Origin of the sequence: Leptotrichia sp. HSP-342 (assembly GCF_041199995.1) — a bacterium.
Classification (GTDB): domain Bacteria; phylum Fusobacteriota; class Fusobacteriia; order Fusobacteriales; family Leptotrichiaceae; genus Leptotrichia; species Leptotrichia mesophila.
This window is the reverse complement of sequence record NZ_CP165646.1, coordinates 1897582-1915786: the sequence shown is the minus strand read 5'-3', so window position 1 is coordinate 1915786 and position 18205 is coordinate 1897582. Positions and strand designations below refer to the sequence as shown.

The following is an 18205-nucleotide window of genomic DNA, read 5'->3' as shown; positions in this document are numbered from 1 at the left end:
TCCGTTAAGTTTTAAGAAAATTGGACAATGGAATGGAATTTTCAGAAAAATATGAAAATATTCTACAAAGGAATAAAAAAATGACATAGAATTCATCTCGTCTCTAAAAATTGAATTTAAATAATTTCATTATAAGAATCATGAAAAATCAGGTCTAATATATAACATAATATTCAATAAGTTTTTTGTATTATGTTATTTTTCATTAAACCGAAAATCTGATTTTTTAAGTTATTCTCCAAGGGATTTATTTTTAGAAAATTTTAAGTTGATAAGTTGAAATGTTGTCAAGTTAGTTTTAAATTATTTTGAGGACTTATTAGAATATTAAAATAGATATGGATATTGCTTTTTTATAAAAATTCAATTAATCTATTTCTATAAAATATTTTATGTTCAAAAATGGTATATTTTTGGTGTTAAATGAGCAGGGTAGAATCTATCCGAAGAGCCTGGTTAAATATGTATTTACATAGTTCCCAGGAAACTTATGGCATTGCCATGGATTTATCACTTGTTGAAATCACTATCAATCACTTATTTAAGAAATTTTAACAATAAATTAACTGTTACATCAAAAAATCACTTGTAATATCTGGTAAGAACCTCCTAATACTTTTATCAAATATATTCCTTACAAAAATGTTTTTGTATTATCTGATTTCATAATTGTTCAGTTTTTAGAATTTTTCGTTATAATTTTCTGATTAACAAGACTAATATCTCCTGTAACTTTTAGGAGTGTATGAAACTTAAACATTGATTAATAGTCCTTATGACTATTTCAACTTTAAAGGAGGAAAATATGAGTAATAATTTACGACAGATTGCTAAAGATCTGCGATCGTTTGTAAAAAGATGTAAGGATGTACATTATTCTGATAGTTTACTGATTACATTCCTTGTAACAGGAATGTTAACAATAGCACCTAAGACTCTTAGAGCAGATGTTGTTCAGGAACAACAGGAAGTGTCATCACAAGCGTATGAATCCATAATGGATCTCAGACAGTCCTTCCTGCGTGCAAGACAGGAAAATGAAAAATCTCTTAAAGGGGCTGAAAGAGAACTTGTAATGCTTATGGAACAAGGAGAACATGTTATAAAAAGTCCTTGGGCTTCCTTCCAGTATGCAACAGGATTTACTAATAACGACTGGAGAACTTCTTACAGAGGTCGTGGAGGAAAATATTTAGAATACTTTAGAAGAAACAACGACTTGACTAAATATGTGTTTGATGCAAAGAAAAATGCTTATGGAGCAACTAGATTAAACTTACCAAGAAATCAGGAGCCAAATTCGTTGGCAATCAATCCTGCAAATATACATGAGCCATATAGACCTTATGAAATAGATAGACTTGATTCTCTATCATTGCCTACTGCGCCTGAATATACATATGCAGTAGAATCACCAGTAGGGACAAATGTGAGCTTAACACCAAGTAATAACTTTATACATGCACCTAGAGCTATTAGTACGACAGTTGATAGAGCAACGTTTTCTTTAGATAATAATAATACTGGAAATGGTACAGGTCATAAAAGCTGGACGTATTTGTCAAATACTTCTAATACAGTAGAAAATGCAGGGTTAGCTTCTAATAGTAGTGTAGGTACAGCTAATGATAGTTCTGCAAGTACTGCTGCAGGTGTAAATCCTAGTGTTTCCGCTACAATGCCAACAGAAGCAACTTTCTTAACAGCAAATTCTGCAGGTACACCACAATCAGAAGTTTATAATTTACGTAGATGGGCAAGATATACAAATCCAATGAAATTTTCAACTATAACTCAATTAACAGGTGGTACATTTTATTTAGGAAACGCTGATTCTGAAGGTAAAACAGTATCTGGATGGTTCTATAATGGTGCTGGAGGAAAAGCTAAAATCAGATATGATAATGTCTCTACAAATGTTTCTTCAGATACTTGGGGAGAAGATGATGATAGTGGAGGTTCAGGTAATACTGTAACTGTAACTGCGTCTTCTTCTGTAAGTGATATTGAAAAAATGTTGACTACAAGATATATAGCACAAAGTCCTCAAACTCCTTGGGCAGTTGCACTTGCTAGAGTACAAGCTCAAGCTAATATAACACACCATCCTGCAATCCCAATACCACCCTCACCAGCTTATTACAGTTGGAATAGTGTTGATGGAATAGTAGGTGGTAACAGTTATATGTTAAACGATTCCTATACTTACTATACTGCTAACCACACAGGTGTTAATGCAGCAGTTCATGCAACTAGTACTATGAGTAATTTTGATAATAATACATTCCATATAGGAGGTACTACTGCACGTATAGGTCTTGCTGTAGGTGGAGGTACTAATTCTAATACTGTAACAGCTAATGGAAATAAATTTGAGATTGAAACTAAAACAGGACATAATGCTGTAGCTGTATTTAGAACAACTACTACTGTAGGAACTTATAATGATACATCAAGTAAGTATATACTTGAATCAAAGGCAAGTGGAAGTAATGGAATATATAATGAAGGTGGATATGTAAATCTTACAACTCCTACTTTTAACATAGCAAGTGCAGGTTCAAATGGTATCTTAAATAAAGCTGGAGCTGGTACTGATGGAGTATTGACTACTGACGGAGGAAGTTTTTATGTTTCTGGAGCGGGTTCTAATATTATAACAAACTTGGCTACGGCAACTACTAAAGATGGTACTTTTATAGTTGATGCTACAGGTTCAAATGCCATTTATAGTAATAAGAAATTAATAGTTAGAGGAGGAACGTTTGAACTTAGAACAAATGGATCAAACCTTATAGTTAATACTGGTACTGGTGATGCATTAATTACTAATACTACAGGTAATCGTGAAAAATTCACTCTTAACTTAAATGCTACTGGATCTAGTGCTATTTATAATGGAAATGGAACAGACGCCGCTACTTTAAGTGTAGCTGGACGTGAATTTGACATTAACTCAAAAAATTCAAATGCGATTAATAATTTGAAAGCTAGTACAACAAAAATTCAAGATAACATCTTTAATATTGATAACAATGATTCAAATGCTATAAGAAATGATGGAAGTTTATACCTATTGAGTAATGGTACTGATAAAAATATAATTAATTTGAAACGTTCAGGTAATACTGGTATCTATAATGACCAGAATGCAACTACACTTGATGCAGTAAACTTTGAAATAAACATTACAGAGGGAACTTCTCCTGTACCAACTGGTTCAAATGGTATAGTAAATGTAAAAGCTAAGCCAATTTCATTGAGAAAAGGTTCTATAGTTGTAAGTCAAAAAGACTCAAATGGTATTATGAATTTAGATACAGGAACAATAGATACTTATAAAGTTGATATTGATATTAATAGACGAAATTCAAATGGTATTAATAATCACGGAAAAGGAACTATTACTACAGAATTAGGTACAATTACTGTAAATGCAACAAATTCGAATGGTATTAGAAGTAATGACGGTACAGTAAAAACTAAGAAAACAGATTTTGTGCTTACTACAAATGCAACATCTACAACAGCACCGCTAACTGAAGGGGCAAATGGTATAACAAGTACAGGTGTTGTAGAAACAGAAGATGGTACGTTTACTATAAATTCAGCTAGATCTAATGGTATATACATAAATTCGACTGGTAAGAATATTAAATCTACAGGAACTCATTTTCATGTAAATAACAATTATTCAAACGGTATTAACATCCAAGATGCAGCTAAATTAACAATAGGTTATAATTTCGGAACTGGTACTACTCCAACATTTATTGTAGGAAATTCAGGAGGTAATCCTAGTTACAGTAATGGTATTTATACTAAAAAAGGTATCCTGGACGTATCTAATGCATCATTCACTGTAAAAGGCACAGGATCGAGAAACAATGGTATCTTTATTGATACAGGTGCTACAGGGGCCCATGTAATAAGCAATACGCACTTTAATGTAGAAAGTGGTGAAAGTAATGGCTTAAGAATATTAGATGGTGCTTCATTAGGTGTTTCAGGGGGTAGTTTCACAAATACTGGAAATAGCAATAACGGTATCTATTTAAGTATAGCTGGAAAAGTCGCAACAGTTAATGGTACAAACTTCTATCTAGATGGTGGAACAAATTCAAATGGAATTTATGCACTAGGTGGTAAATTAGATCTGAAAAATGGTACAGTTAGAATCGGAGCCATAACTCCTCTTGCTACAGGTGCAACAAGCAGTAATGGTGTCTATGTTGTAGGTAGTTCTTATGGTGGTGCTGGTGGTGCTACTGGTGATAAAGTAACGATTTCAAATATGACTTTTGATGTAAATACATCACCAGCTTTAACAACAGATGCAAATAATACTGGTATCTATGTTGGTAACGACAGAACCATCGCTTCAATCGATAATACTATTATCAATGTTAATGGAAATGCTAGAGGAAAGAACGGTAATATTGGTATCTTAGTAGGAGATAGTTATACTGATCAAGCAAAAATTGAAAAAATTGAAAATACAACAATAAATATAGGTTCAACTAATGGAACAGCAGATGGTACTGGTACTGGAATCTTTATGTATAATGGAGATGTTAACATTGGTAAGGCAACTCAAATCCAAACAGGTTCAGGAGACGCAGGTGATGATGTATTTATCACAATAAGAAACAGAGATCATAACAATAAATTAATTATGGAAGGTGATAGTGGATCTGGTCAAGCTACAGGAATAACTGGATATGGAGCTAATAATATTGGTATTAATATCCAAAGTGGACATAATGTAGCTACCTTAGGTAAGACTTTAACAATAACACAAGGAAGTAGTAACAAAGGATGGAATATATCCCTTACTGGAGGAGCTAATAATGTTGGTATCTTAAACAATGCATTTGCGGATACTTTTACATTAAGCAATCAATTAGGTCATGTACCTGTAGCTTCTAATGATACAGGGGTAATCAGAATATCTGGTAACAGAGGTATTGGATATGAAAATTTAGGTTATGTAAATGACGGAAAATTAAGATTAGACTACGTAAGCATGAATGGTACTAATAGTGCGATCTTAGCCTTTAATAATAGAACTTACCAAAATAATAGAGACAATAATACTTTTAATCTAATTGATAGAACCAAAGTAGACTCAGGTGTCTTTAATTTGACAGGTACAAATAAAATATCTGTACAGGGTGTAATTGGAGCAGATACAGGTTCTGGATTAGATTCTGCTGGAAGTGTTGGGGTATATGCAAATACTGGACAAAGATCAGATCTAACAAAAGGTATAGTTGGATTTATCGGTACAGACCAATTATCAGATCTTAAATTTGGTGGATTAAACATAGGTCTTAATGAAAAAGCTAATGATAGTACTGTAATTTGGTCTGAGAATGGAACTAAGGTTGTAGTTGCTGGAAACCATTATACTAATAATGGTGGATCTAATATAGTTTCAGATGGAGTTAATGTTAAAAATGGAACTTCAGACTTTGGATATAATGTTCCAGATAAAGTAACTTCAAAAAATTCAGTGTATGCTTATGCAACTGGAACATTTAATGGAAGACTATCAGGATATTATAACCTTCCATCTGCAGCATTCAGATCAGAAATTGACACTACAGCAGTAGGAGTTGACTTAGTATCACGTGAAGGAACAGCACTTCTTGCTACTAAAGGTGGGAAAGTAACATCCGCAAATGTAAGAGCAGGAGGATATCGTTCAATAATTGGTTATGCTGATGGGCAAGATGCTATTAACGCCAATGCATCGTCAATTTTAATAAAAGGTCAAATGATAGCCGCAGATAATAACTTATTAAATACTACTGTTAATGATGGAGCTGGAAATCTAAACGGATTACTAGTAGCTACTGATTCTAAATTAGCAAACACTTATCAAAATATAGGTGCTGTTGCAATTGATGGTGGATCTGTTGTTATTGAGAAAGCTGAAAGATCAGAAAGTTCTAAAGAAGGATTAACTACAGCACCAGCAGCAGCAAAATCTTCATTAATATATGGAATGGGAGCTTATGCGAAAGGTACAGTTGATGCAAACAATCCAACAAATAAAATATCTTCATCAGTAAGATTCTCAAAAGATAGTACTACGACGAAAGCAAGTGTTACAGTAATTTCAGGTGAACATGGTGCATTATTTGCTGAAAAGAATGGGCAAATTTACTTTGCAGGAGACATCATAAATCAAAATAATGTAGGAAATACAGTTTCTACAAAATCTAAAGTTGGTTCTGTTACTCAAGCTGTAACAGGTGTCGATGCAAGTTCTTCTGTAGCAAGATATGGTAGAGGAAATGGTGTAGGTGTTGCAAATGATCACACTAATACTACGCCATTCTATGTAGACCGTGGAGCCTATGAAGGACGATCAGATATTGATAATGCAGGAATTACATTTAACGATCAAACTGCTGCAGGATATACAAACATAGATATGTATGATGGTATTCTTCTATCAGGTAACGTTTATGGTAGAAATGGAGCTGCACCTTATACAGTAGGACAAAGCTATGAACTGATCAGAGATTATTATGCAAAAGATACTGCAGATTCAGGTGGAAAATATAATAGAGCTAAATACCGTGGAATGGAAAATGTAAGAGCAGCTATTATGAATGATGACTATGCAGTTCAATTAGGTATTATAAATCAACCATCAGGTAAGTTAGTATGGAATAATCTAGGTAATACAAATGCAGCAGGAACATCACCAACAGGTACGGCTAGTTATCTAGATAGTATAGGTAAATTTTATGCAGAAGGAATGCAAATTCAAAACAAAAAATTTGCAACTGCACCTAATACGGCTACTGATACCAGTACAGATGTTGGTAATAGATTTAAGAGTACAATACTTAATGGTCATTTAGTAATTTCAGCTGATAAGACAAACCTTGAAGATGTTAAATTAACTTCAAATAATGATAGCAGTAAATTAAATGATCCATTTAATGATATCTCTATGGAAAGTACAATAATCGAAATTGATGCTAATAAGAAAGTATTTGGAGATATAGCTACTGGATATAGAGCTGGTCAAGGACTTAGCATGGCAAATTCACTTCGTCGTTGGAGAAATCTTGATGGTGATGTAAATGGGAAATCTGTTTGGGAAAAAACAAGTGCTGATCAATCAGGAATTATAAACTCTGGAGAGATTAATGTTTGGGGAGGAACTAGACATAACGGTACTAAAGTTGATATTGCTGGTATTAATGTGATATTCGGAACAGCACAAAATAAAACTAATGCAAAAATTACTGTAGATCATGGATATGGAATATTTGCAACAGACTCAAGTAACATCTCAAATAGCGGTGAAATTACAATAACAGGTAAATATAATGCTAACAGTTCATTGTCTACACTAAGAGCAAACAGAGGATTCTCAGCAACTGCTGAATCAACACCAAGCGGTGAAAACTATGGTATCGTAGGTATCTCAGATGCTCGTGCAACTTATGATAAGAATGCTGATGAGTCTATTTCATACAACAAAATAAATATTTTGAACATTAATGGTAAGATTAAAGCCGAAGGAGATCTTGCTGTAGGTATTTATGCAGAAAATAGAGGGAATGCATTAAGATCTGATATCAACGTAACATATAATGATGCCGGACTCTCTGCAGCTGGTATAGATGTACAAAATACTAATGTTACAAATAATGACGCACGTGGTGTAGGTATCGCAGTTGTAAATAGCAATAGAAACTATAATGCTGCTACAAATGCTACAAATGCTGGTGGAAACCTTACATTAAACAGTCGTAGTAATACTAATATAGGACAATTTGGTGCTAATAATAATAATATTCTTACTGGTAAAAATGGAGTAGGTATTTTTGCTGAAGCTACTAATATCACACTAAACTCTAATACTTTCACTGTTGAAACTCAAGATAACGGAGTAGGATTATGGGGAATGGATGCAACAAATGTAGCAGTAGGTACAAACTCAAGCCATCTGAAGAAATTCCAATACAATTATAACGGTGCTAACGATAAAAATGCATTCGCAATGGCATTTGGATCTAGAAATAACTCACTTGTTACAACTGCACAAAATGATCTTGATATTTTATTCTCAAATAAAGCTGCAGCATCTGCCACAAATAAAGTTAATTTAGTAAATGAAAGAGCTAATTCTCATGCTGGAACATCTAAAGGTATTGCAGGAATATTAGTTAATACTGGTCTAAATACTGCTACTCCTCTAGTAAATGATACAGTTATAAATAAAGGAAATATTGAAGAGGATTCAAGTTCAGTTACAAACCTTAGAGCATATGGAGCTGTAGTAAATAGAGGTAACTTTATAAACTGGGGAGATATCAAGCTTAATGAATCATTAATGCCAGCAAAAGCTTCTGATGTGACACGTGAAGATATGAAGAAAGTCAATGTTGGAATACGTTCAAATAACATGGACAGATACTCTGGATCAATCGAACATCATGGAGATATTAAGATAGGAGATACTACAAGTGGTAAATCAAATACTACAAGTGCAAGAAATATCGGAAGCTGGTCTATCTATGGACATAACATCACTACAGGTGCAAAAGCTGACGGTACTAACTCATTGTTTGTAGTAAATAGAAACAGTTACGGTATTTACTCTGGTGATGGAAATGTAGAAATCAAAAAATCAGATATTAAAGTAGGTAATGATACTGTACTTGGACATATACAACCAACAGGACTTGATGTAGATGGAAATCCATATACATTAACTAGACAGCAAAGTGCAGGGGTACCTAATGGATATGCACAACCTAACGATTTGTTATCTCAACTTGGAAGAGAACGTGATTCTGCAATTGGTGTATATATTGATTCTAATAGAGATTTCTCAAATACTTCAAGAAACGTAAATGTAAGTGCAAATATGGAAATTGATAGATTCTCACACGGAATTGTTCTTGCTGAAAGAACAGGTGGAAGAAGCATAGGAAACTATACTAATGTAACAATTGGAGAAGCTGGAAATGCACCTGTAATTAAACTTGCATACTCTACTGATAACAACCAAGGCGGTCATGTAAAATCTACAAAACCAACAGAAAATCCAGCTAGAAGACCTTTAGAAATATATGAACAAGGTAACTCTGTGTACTATTACTCAGCAGATGACGCATCAGATGCAACATCGTATGCAAATGTTACAATGGATGGAGATTACAATACTGCATACTATACAAAAGGTAGCGTAGTAAACAAAGGAACTATTGATTTAAGATCCCAATATGACCTTGCTAAACGTAGCCTAGATCCTACTCATGAAGCTGTAGGATATGGTAATGTGGGTATTATATCTGAAAATACTGCAGTTGCTTCTAAAAACTATGGAACAATAACAACAGGTCTTTCAGATACTGTAAACTTAATGTATTCAGTAGGTATGGGAGCAGGACGTAACCATTACAGAACAAACAGTAAAGGTGAAACTGTATACGATAGAACTAGTGGACAAGGAAACATTGAAAACCATGGAGTAATCAACGTACAAGAAAAAGCAGGAATCGGTATGTTAGCAACAGGTAAAGGTTCAATAGCTAGAAACTATGGTACTATTAACCTGATTGGAGATAGTGCGATTGGAATGTATATCGACAGAGGAGCTATGGGAGTAAATGAATCTACAGGAGTAATCACAGGTAATGCTCAAAATCTTAAAGGTGTTATCGCGATAAACGGTGGATTCATTAAGAACTATGGGGTAATCAACGTAACAGGAACAGGTTCAACTGGTATTGTTACAGATAAATCTAAATTCGTTGTAGATGGTTCTGGAAATGTTATTCACGTTACATCTGAAGATTCAAGATACGCAACTGCTAAGACTGCAGGAGAATTAAATGGTAAGACTGATGCAGATAACGGAAGAAATGACGGTAAAGGTGCAACTGATCTGTATGGTGGATCTGAAAGTTCAATTGTAGAAGGAAGCAATGGAAATCCTAAGACTACAGGTGTAGGAACTACAATAACAAGACCTGATATTGTACCTCTTACAACAGTTACAATTGATGGTGTGCAAGTACCTATAACAAATATTGATACAGATGCTAAGAATATAGGAGAATGGGCACGTAACATAACTCTTACAAATAGTATTCAAACAGGTGGAACTAGAATTATTGATCTTTCTACTAGAGATGAATTTGGAAACCCTGCATGGCCAAGCTACCGTACAAATCAACTTTCTGAAGTAACAAATATTGGAATGTATGTAGATACATCAGGTGTTAGATATACAAATCCTATAAATGGTATTGAAAACTTAACACACTTAGGAAAAGTTGATTTATACTTCGGTACAGAAGCTACAATGTATACAAATGCAAAAGCATTAAGATTTGGAGATATTACACATCCTGATGGAACAATCGAAAGAAGTTCATTCTTGAAACCATTTAATGATGCATTGAGAAGATTGCCTGGAGGAGCTACTGTAAATCCATTATCAGCAAGCTTAACATGGCAAGTTTCTGCAAATATTGATGACAATAACCAAATTAGAGAATTGTATATGAGTAAAGTTCCATATCACTCATTTGCATTCGACGATGATAAGTCATTAATTAACTTTACTAACAACCTTGATAATCTTTATGAGATTGCAAGACCTGGAAGTGAAGAAAAAATGATCTTCAATAAACTTAATAGCTTAGGTAATGGTGAAGGACATATCCTTGCTCAAGCGTTTGATCAAATGAGAGGACACATTTATGGTGGAATCCAACAAAGAACTAAAGCAACATCAGATATCCTTAGTGGTGAAGTAGCTCAATTAAGAAGTGAAAGAAACGCTACTAAAGATTCAAATAAATTCAAAGCATTCGGACAAAAGAATGAGTATAAGACAGATACAGCAGGACAACCTGATTGGGAAAGTAATGCAGGAGGATTCGTATATTTACATGGAGATGAAACAGTTAGATTAGGTGAAGGTTCAGGATTCTATGTAGGTGCAGTAAATAATTACTTCACATTTAAAGATCTTGCAAGATCATATGAAAATCAAGCAATGCTTAAATCAGGATTGTATAAACAAACACCACTTGATGAGTATGGAACATTTACGTTAACTATAGGTGGAGATGGATTCTTCGGAAGAACTAACACTAAACGTAGATACTGGGTAGTCGACAAAGAATTCAGAGCTAAATCTGATTATTATACTTATGGTGCAGGAGTTAATGCAAATCTTCAAAAAGTATTCAGACTTAATAAAGGATTCAGTATAACTCCAAGTATAGGATTAAACTTTGAATATGGAAGATTCTCAGGAATCCATGAAGATGGAGACATGGCACTTGATATTAAGAGTGATGACTACTACTCAATCAAACCTAAAGCTGGAATTGATTTCAGTTACAGTCAACCTGTATTCAAGAACACTAACTTTACTGCAAACCTTGGATTCAGCTACGAAAACGAACTTGGAAGAATTAACAATGTAGAAAACGAAGCAAGAATCAGAGGAGCTTGGACAGACTATTACACAATCAAAGGTGATAAAGAAGATAGAAGAGGAAACTTCAAATCTGACTTGAAATTTGGATTGGATAATGGAAGAGTGGGATTAACTGTTAATACAGGATATGATACACAAGGACATAACTTTAAAGCAGGATTAGGATTGAAATTAATGTACTAATCAGAAAATAAATATGCTTTAATAGCGAAAAAAATATCTTAATGGCTACAAAAAAATAGCTTAATTATAGGAGACTACTAGAAATAGTAGTCTCTTTTTTTGTTTATAAGATAAAGTAATATGAAAATATGCTGGAAATTTTTAAAAAATATGGTAAAATAATAATACGATTTAAAAATTATTTATTTTAGGAGGAAAACAGATGAAAAAAATTATGAGAGGTGTACTATTATTTGGTATGTTAGGAGGGATGCTTTTATCTTGTGGAAATAACAAAAGTAATGATTCTCAGGAACAAAAAAAGGATTCCAAAGTTAGTGAAAAGGTTTATAAGATTGGATTGTCACAGATTGTAGATCATCCAGCATTAAATGCAGCAAAGCAAGGTTTTAAAGATGCATTAGCAAAAGCCGGAGTAAAGGTTGATTATGATGACAAGATTGCAAATAATGACATGAGTAATCAGACTCTAATTATGCAGCAATTTGCAGCAGACAAAAAAGATTTGGTATTTGCAATTACAACACCAACTGCACAAGCGGCTAAAAATCAGATTGGAAAAGAAACACCAGTTATATTTGGTTCAGTTACAGATCCAAAAAGTGCAGGACTAGTAGGAATTCCTAATGTTACAGGAACAAGTGGCGCAGCCCCAATTACAGAAAATTTAAAATTAATGAGAGAATTATTACCAGAAGCGAAAAAAATAGGAATCATTTATAATTCGTCTGAACAAAATTCAGTTTCTGAAGTAAATAATTTAAAAAAACTGGCAGGAGAGTATGGATTCACAGTAGTAGAAAAAGCTGTTACAAATGGTACAGAAATGGTTGCTGCGGCAAATCTTATTTCAAAGAACATTGATATCTACTATGCCATTCAGGACAACACAGTAGCATCATATTTTAAAGCAATACTTGATGTTTTTAATAGTGCAAAAGTCCCAATTCTAGCTACAAATGACGTTTACTCGAATGCAGGAGGGCTAATTTCACAAGGAACTACCGACTACAATATCGGTTACCGTTCTGGAGAAATAGCAGCGGAAATTTTATTAAAAGGCAAGAAGCCAAATGAAATCCCAATAGAAACAGTTAAAAATCTTCAAATAGAAATTAATAAGCAAAATATGCAGTTATTAGGAATAAAAATACCAGACAGCATTTTAAAACAGGCTAAAATGATAGAAACTAAAAAAAATTAACAGCTTTGCTTAATAACTATATAAATTTAGAAATATAACAAAATAAATATTACATGTAAAAAGATAAGGAATATTAAATTTCCGAACAAGTCTAATAAATTTTATAAATTTAAAACAATAAAAAAAACTGGAACTATTAAATTTTTTTAGCTCCAGTTTTTATTTGTTATTTTTCAAAACTATCAAGCCATTCGATAAGTTCCAAAAAATCTTCCACTTTTCTTATTTGCTGTAAATATCTTAAATCTATTATTTTTTCTGATTTTCTATGATAAAAAAATTCTACATCCCACAATTGCGTCTTTATAAAACCTTCTTTTGGAGTATATTTATAAAAATCATACTTTTCAATATTTGCTCTAAAATATTTCAATTTTGCAAAACAAAGCTGATATTTTCTAAAAACTATTTCTAAAATATTATTTTGTGAAATAAACTTATGTGAAAAATACAAACGCTCTGGTGTATTATTTCTTCTAGTTACCCATTGCCTTCTGGAATTTATTTCCAAACTATATTTTTCAATAAATTTTATTTTTTCATCTGACAACTCGGTTTTTAATTTTTCTTGCAGTTTTATATTATCCATAAAAATCACATCGCTACTAATTTATATTAATATTTAATTTTTAGAATTTTCATATTTTTTTCTATCATTAGCATTCAAATATTTTTTTCTAAGTCTGATAGAGTTAGGCGTAATTTCCACTAACTCATCATTTTCAATATATTCAAGTGCTAATTCCAGTGTAAATTCTTTTGGAGGCGCTAATTTTACAGCATCATCACTTCCAGCGGCCCTCATATTTGTAAGTTTTTTACCTTTACATACATTTACAACTAAGTCGTTTTCTCTTGAATGCTCTCCAACTATCATTCCCTCGTAAACCTCTACTCCTGGTCCTATAAATAAGATTCCACGTGGCTGTAAGTTATTTAATGAGTACCCTAGGCTTGTTCCAGGCTCCATTGCGATTAAAACTCCTCTTCTTCGTCCTGTAACTTCTCCCTTGAAAGGTCCGTATTCAAAGAATGAGTGGTTTATAATTCCTGTTCCTCTTGTTTCTGTCAAGAACTCATTTCTAAATCCAATTAATCCACGTGATGGTACTTTAAACTCAAGTCTTGTATATCCATCGCTTCCTTGATTCATGTTTACCATCTCACCTTTTCTAAGTCCTAATTTTTCAATTACGACTCCTACAAACTCATCGGCAACATCGATAATTGCAAGTTCGATTGGCTCCATTTTCTGTCCATTTTCTTCTTTAAAAATAACTTCAGGTTTTGAAACTGCTACTTCGTAGCCTTCTCTTCTCATATTTTCAAGCAAAATAGATAATTGAAGCTCTCCTCTTCCTTTTACAATAAATGCATCTGGCGAATCTGTCATTTCAAGTCTCATACTCACGTTATGATTTACTTCCTTTTGTAATCTTTCCAAAATATTTCTCGAAGTTACAAATTTTCCATCCTGTCCTGCAAATGGTGAATCATTTACCATAAATGTCATAGCAAGTGTAGGCTCATCGATGTCAATTAATGGTAATGGCTTAGGATTTTCTCTGCTTGCTACAGTTTCTCCTATGTCAATTTTATCAATTCCCGCAATTGTTACAATATCTCCAGCATACGCTACTTCCATTTCAACTTTTTTAAGTCCGTCATATCCATAAATTCTAGTAACTTTACCATTTACCAAGTTACCATTTCTCTTAATTAATGTAATTTCCTGATTTTTTTCAATTTTTCCGTTATAAATTCTTCCAGTTCCTAATTTTCCTACATATTCGTCATATTCAGTATTTGTAACAAGCATTTGAAGCGGCTCATTCACATCTCCTTCAGGATCTTCCACATGCTCCATAATTTTATCATAAAGCGGTTTCATATCCTTATCTTCATCTTCCAGTTCCAGTTTAGCAAATCCATTTTTTGCAGACGCATAAACTACTGGAAAATCAAGCTGAATATCATTTGCCCCTAAATCTACAAATAAATCAAAAACAGAATCCACAACTGCATCAGGATCTGAATTTGGTCTATCAATCTTATTAACTACTACAATTGGACGAAGTCCATGCTCTAATGCCTGTTTTAATACATATTTAGTCTGTGGCATAACACCTTCAAATGCATCTACCAGAAGTAAAACAGAATCTACCATTTTCAATATTCTCTGTACTTCCCCACCAAAATCCGCATGGCCAGGAGTATCCACAATATTTATCTTATAACCATCATAATGAAATGAAGCGTTTTTAGAAAAAATCGTAATCCCTCTTTCCTTCTCCAAATCATTACTATCCATAATTCTTTCATCTACTTTTTCATGTTCCCCAAATGTCCCTGCCTGCTTTAATAAAGCATCGACAAGAGTTGTTTTTCCGTGATCTACGTGTGCAATAATTGCAATATTTTTAATTTTGTTCATTTTTTGTTTTAACAAATTTATTGTTAATATTTCCTCCTTAAATTTTAAAATGTCCCCCTAAGGGCAAGGAATAGAGATGAAATTCATGCTCTATCTATTCAAACTGTAATAAATAATTACAAAAAGAATAAATATCGCAATGAAATCTACCATCTCACTATCTTCTTTATATAATATTTTGTGAGTTGTGCTAAAACTCACCTAATATTATAACAAAAAAGACTGGATTTTTCCAGTCTAATTTGTAGCACATTTTTTTAAATATTATACAAAGTCTCCCTTCGGGATTTTTACACATTTATTATATCATATTTTCTAAAAATGTCAATTCCCCTAAATTTTTTAACTTATAATTTCTTCTTTTTAATATAATTTGCAATATTTTTTCCAAGCAATTTTTCATATTTTTTCCAAAAATCTGCTAAAATTTTTTTTTCATTTTTATCTAATTTTTCTAAAATTATTACTTCCCCTTTCCCACTTTTAATCTTATACTTTTCAGAATCTATAAACTCTGCCACTTCCTCATTCCAAAGTTCCAAAAATACTTTGCTTGAAACCTCATCGAATTCTATAAATTCATCTTCATAAACATACATTCCCTCTTGACTTTTTACTTCTATACATCCTAAAAAATGTGTGAAAAATGCACCGCAGTCTATCCCCTTTATTCTATCAGTCTTTTTAGAAATTCTTCCATTTATATTAGGCGTGTGTCCAAAATATATATTTTTACCTTTGTATTCTTCAAGTTCTACATTTTCCATAAGCCAAAACTCTTCTCTGGTCCAAAGCACTGTTTCCTTTTCTTGCTTTTCCAAAACCTTCTTCAAATCAAGCCCTGCATGAACAAAAATATTTTTACTCCCATAAATTATTAAAGGACAGTTTTTGAGCCATTTTACAAGCCAACTAATTTCATCAAAAAAATTTTCTTGGTGCCATTCTGTCATAGTTTTATTTTCAAAATATTTAGAATGTCTATAAATTGAATATTCTGTTTCATATCTTAATGGATAATCATTTTCCAAGTCTTCAAGAAGCATATCTTCATGATTTCCCAAAATAAACTTTAAGTTATACCCAAGTTTTATCATTTTCATACATTTCATATAGATTTCATAAGACTTTTTACCTCTGTCACAAATATCCCCTATAATCAAAAGTAAATCTTCTCTTTTTAATTTGATTTTATCCAGCATTTTCAAAAACAAATCATACTGTCCATGAATATCTGACATTACAAAAATTCGATTATAATCATTCTCATTTATCTTTTCTATCTTAATCTTATCCGTCTTAATTTCACTTTCCATAAAAATCACTCTTTTTCTTTAATATAATCAAAATTTTTTTATATATTTATTTCTTAATTACTTAAATAAATCATTTTAATTATTAGGATAAACCTTCACTGCAAAATAAGGATTTAAGGCAATGAGCAATCCTGCATTTATCTTTAAAAAGCCCCAAATCCATTCATTTCCATAAACCTGAATAACAAATCATTCATTAACTTTTCATTTTTTTCTGTATCATAAGGTAATGTAAATTCTCCATCTCTATTTGTCCATAATCTGTCATAATAATCCAAAATATCTTTGGAAATTTTCTGGTCATAAGCTGACATAATTTTCAGTTCATTTTCCAAATTAAAATTACGCATATTACGTCTTGTAAAGTTTGTTGAACCTCCATAAGTTATCAAATAGTCTTTTTTCAAGATGGAAAGCATTTTTACGTGGTACATTTCCTCTCCTTTATTGTAAAACTTGACATTTATGTCATAATTATGTTTTCTTGCATATTTCATTAGTTCTCCAGCAGCAGCTTTATTTGGAAGTCCTGCATTTGAATTATTCAAAATTATCTCAAATTTCACTCCACGCCGTGCAGCTTTTCTTATATCGTTAATTATTCCTCTGTCTGCAAGGAAAAACTGGGCAATAATGACTTTTTCCCCAAACTGAGTATTTTTTAATTCTTGGGAAATATCTTTAGCTGTTGCTCCATTCGTAAAATATTGTAATTTTAGCTTGTCATTTTTAGAAAACGGAATTTTACTAAAATCCTTATCTGGTAATTTTTGCTTTAAACTTCCGTCTTTTTTAGTAATTTTTGCAGCTGGCTTTTCTCCTTCGTAAATTTCCTTAATAATTGGCGATGAAAACTTAAATGCCACATTTGAGTGCTTTGAACCTTCTGCATGTGGATTTGCCGATGTCAGCATTGCTGTAGTTTCATTCATAATAAGTTTTCTGTGATTAGCTTTAGCATTTAATGCTCGTAAAATGCTACGTATTGTAACTTTGTCAGTACCTTCGTAAATTGGATTTTTAGTTTTTCCACGATTTTTTGGATTTCCAAAAGGCTGTATAAAAAGACGCCATGGAGCCGAATAAACAAGCATCGGATCTCTCAATTTTGTCAAATCCACATATCCGATTTTTACACCTGCCTGCTCCAGCTTCTTATGAGTTTTGTTATCAAATGCTCCATAAAAAGTGTTACTTTCATCGAGTATCAAGTATATTTCCACATTCGGATCTTTTTCCCTTTTTTCAAGGATTTTCTGTGCAAACTCCTCTGCAATCGGTAAAGGCTGCAGCTTTTCCTTGACACCTTTCCCAAGATAGTCATTAAATACAAAAATATCCATCAGGAAAAAATCCTCTGCCTTATCCAGAATATCATAGGCCTGCTCCCAAATCTGCCTTTCATAATGCGTTTCTCCGTCTTTTTTATACGTCAGATCATAATAAAAATCCACATTGTCTGCATTATAAACTTCACTTTTCATTGTGAGCCCTTCTGAAAGTGGCGTACACGAAACCGTTCCAAATAGTAAAAATATAAATATTAAAATATTTGTTTTATTCACAATAATTCTCCT

6 protein-coding genes are annotated in these 18205 nt (G+C 32.6%); 2 read left to right on the top strand and 4 right to left on the bottom strand.

The window, feature by feature from the left end; genetic code table 11:
- Positions 1-805: 805 nt before the first annotated feature.
- Positions 806-11674 carry an autotransporter-associated N-terminal domain-containing protein gene (locus tag AB8B23_RS09590; RefSeq protein WP_369712564.1) on the top strand — a complete coding sequence of 3623 codons (10869 nt, stop codon included), beginning with the start codon at positions 806-808 and terminating at the stop codon, positions 11672-11674.
- Between the two features lie 202 nt (positions 11675-11876).
- Positions 11877-12878, top strand: coding sequence for an ABC transporter substrate-binding protein (locus AB8B23_RS09585; RefSeq protein WP_369712563.1), 1002 nt, complete (start codon positions 11877-11879; stop codon positions 12876-12878).
- 166 nt (positions 12879-13044) lie between these two features.
- Here AB8B23_RS09585 and AB8B23_RS09580 read toward each other — a convergent pair whose 3' ends face one another.
- From AB8B23_RS09580 to AB8B23_RS09565, 4 genes are all read right to left on the bottom strand, one after another.
- Complete coding sequence (locus AB8B23_RS09580; protein WP_369712562.1) at positions 13045-13467, bottom strand: hypothetical protein; 423 nt, start codon at positions 13465-13467, stop codon at positions 13045-13047.
- Between the two features lie 33 nt (positions 13468-13500).
- Complete coding sequence (typA, locus tag AB8B23_RS09575) at positions 13501-15312, bottom strand: translational GTPase TypA (protein ID WP_369713929.1); 1812 nt, start codon at positions 15310-15312, stop codon at positions 13501-13503.
- Positions 15313-15659: 347 nt separating this feature from the next.
- The gene (locus AB8B23_RS09570) at positions 15660-16628 is read right to left on the bottom strand and encodes a metallophosphoesterase family protein (protein WP_369712561.1); all 969 of its coding nucleotides are present in this window, start codon (positions 16626-16628) and stop codon (positions 15660-15662) included.
- Positions 16629-16771: 143 nt separating this feature from the next.
- Positions 16772-18193, bottom strand: coding sequence for a phospholipase D-like domain-containing protein (locus tag AB8B23_RS09565; protein ID WP_369712560.1), 1422 nt, complete (start codon positions 18191-18193; stop codon positions 16772-16774).
- Between the last annotated feature and the right edge of the window lie 12 nt (positions 18194-18205).

Bases quoted from the DNA above. Each gene is read 5' to 3' on its own strand.
- AB8B23_RS09590 (WP_369712564.1), top strand. From the start codon at position 806: ATGAGTAATAATTTACGACAGATTGCTAAAGATCTGCGATCGTTTGTA.
- AB8B23_RS09585 (WP_369712563.1), top strand. From the start codon at position 11,877: ATGAAAAAAATTATGAGAGGTGTACTATTATTTGGTATGTTAGGAGGG.
- AB8B23_RS09580 (WP_369712562.1), bottom strand. From the start codon at position 13,467: ATGGATAATATAAAACTGCAAGAAAAATTAAAAACCGAGTTGTCAGAT.
- typA (WP_369713929.1), bottom strand. From the start codon at position 15,312: ATGAACAAAATTAAAAATATTGCAATTATTGCACACGTAGATCACGGA.
- AB8B23_RS09570 (WP_369712561.1), bottom strand. From the start codon at position 16,628: ATGGAAAGTGAAATTAAGACGGATAAGATTAAGATAGAAAAGATAAAT.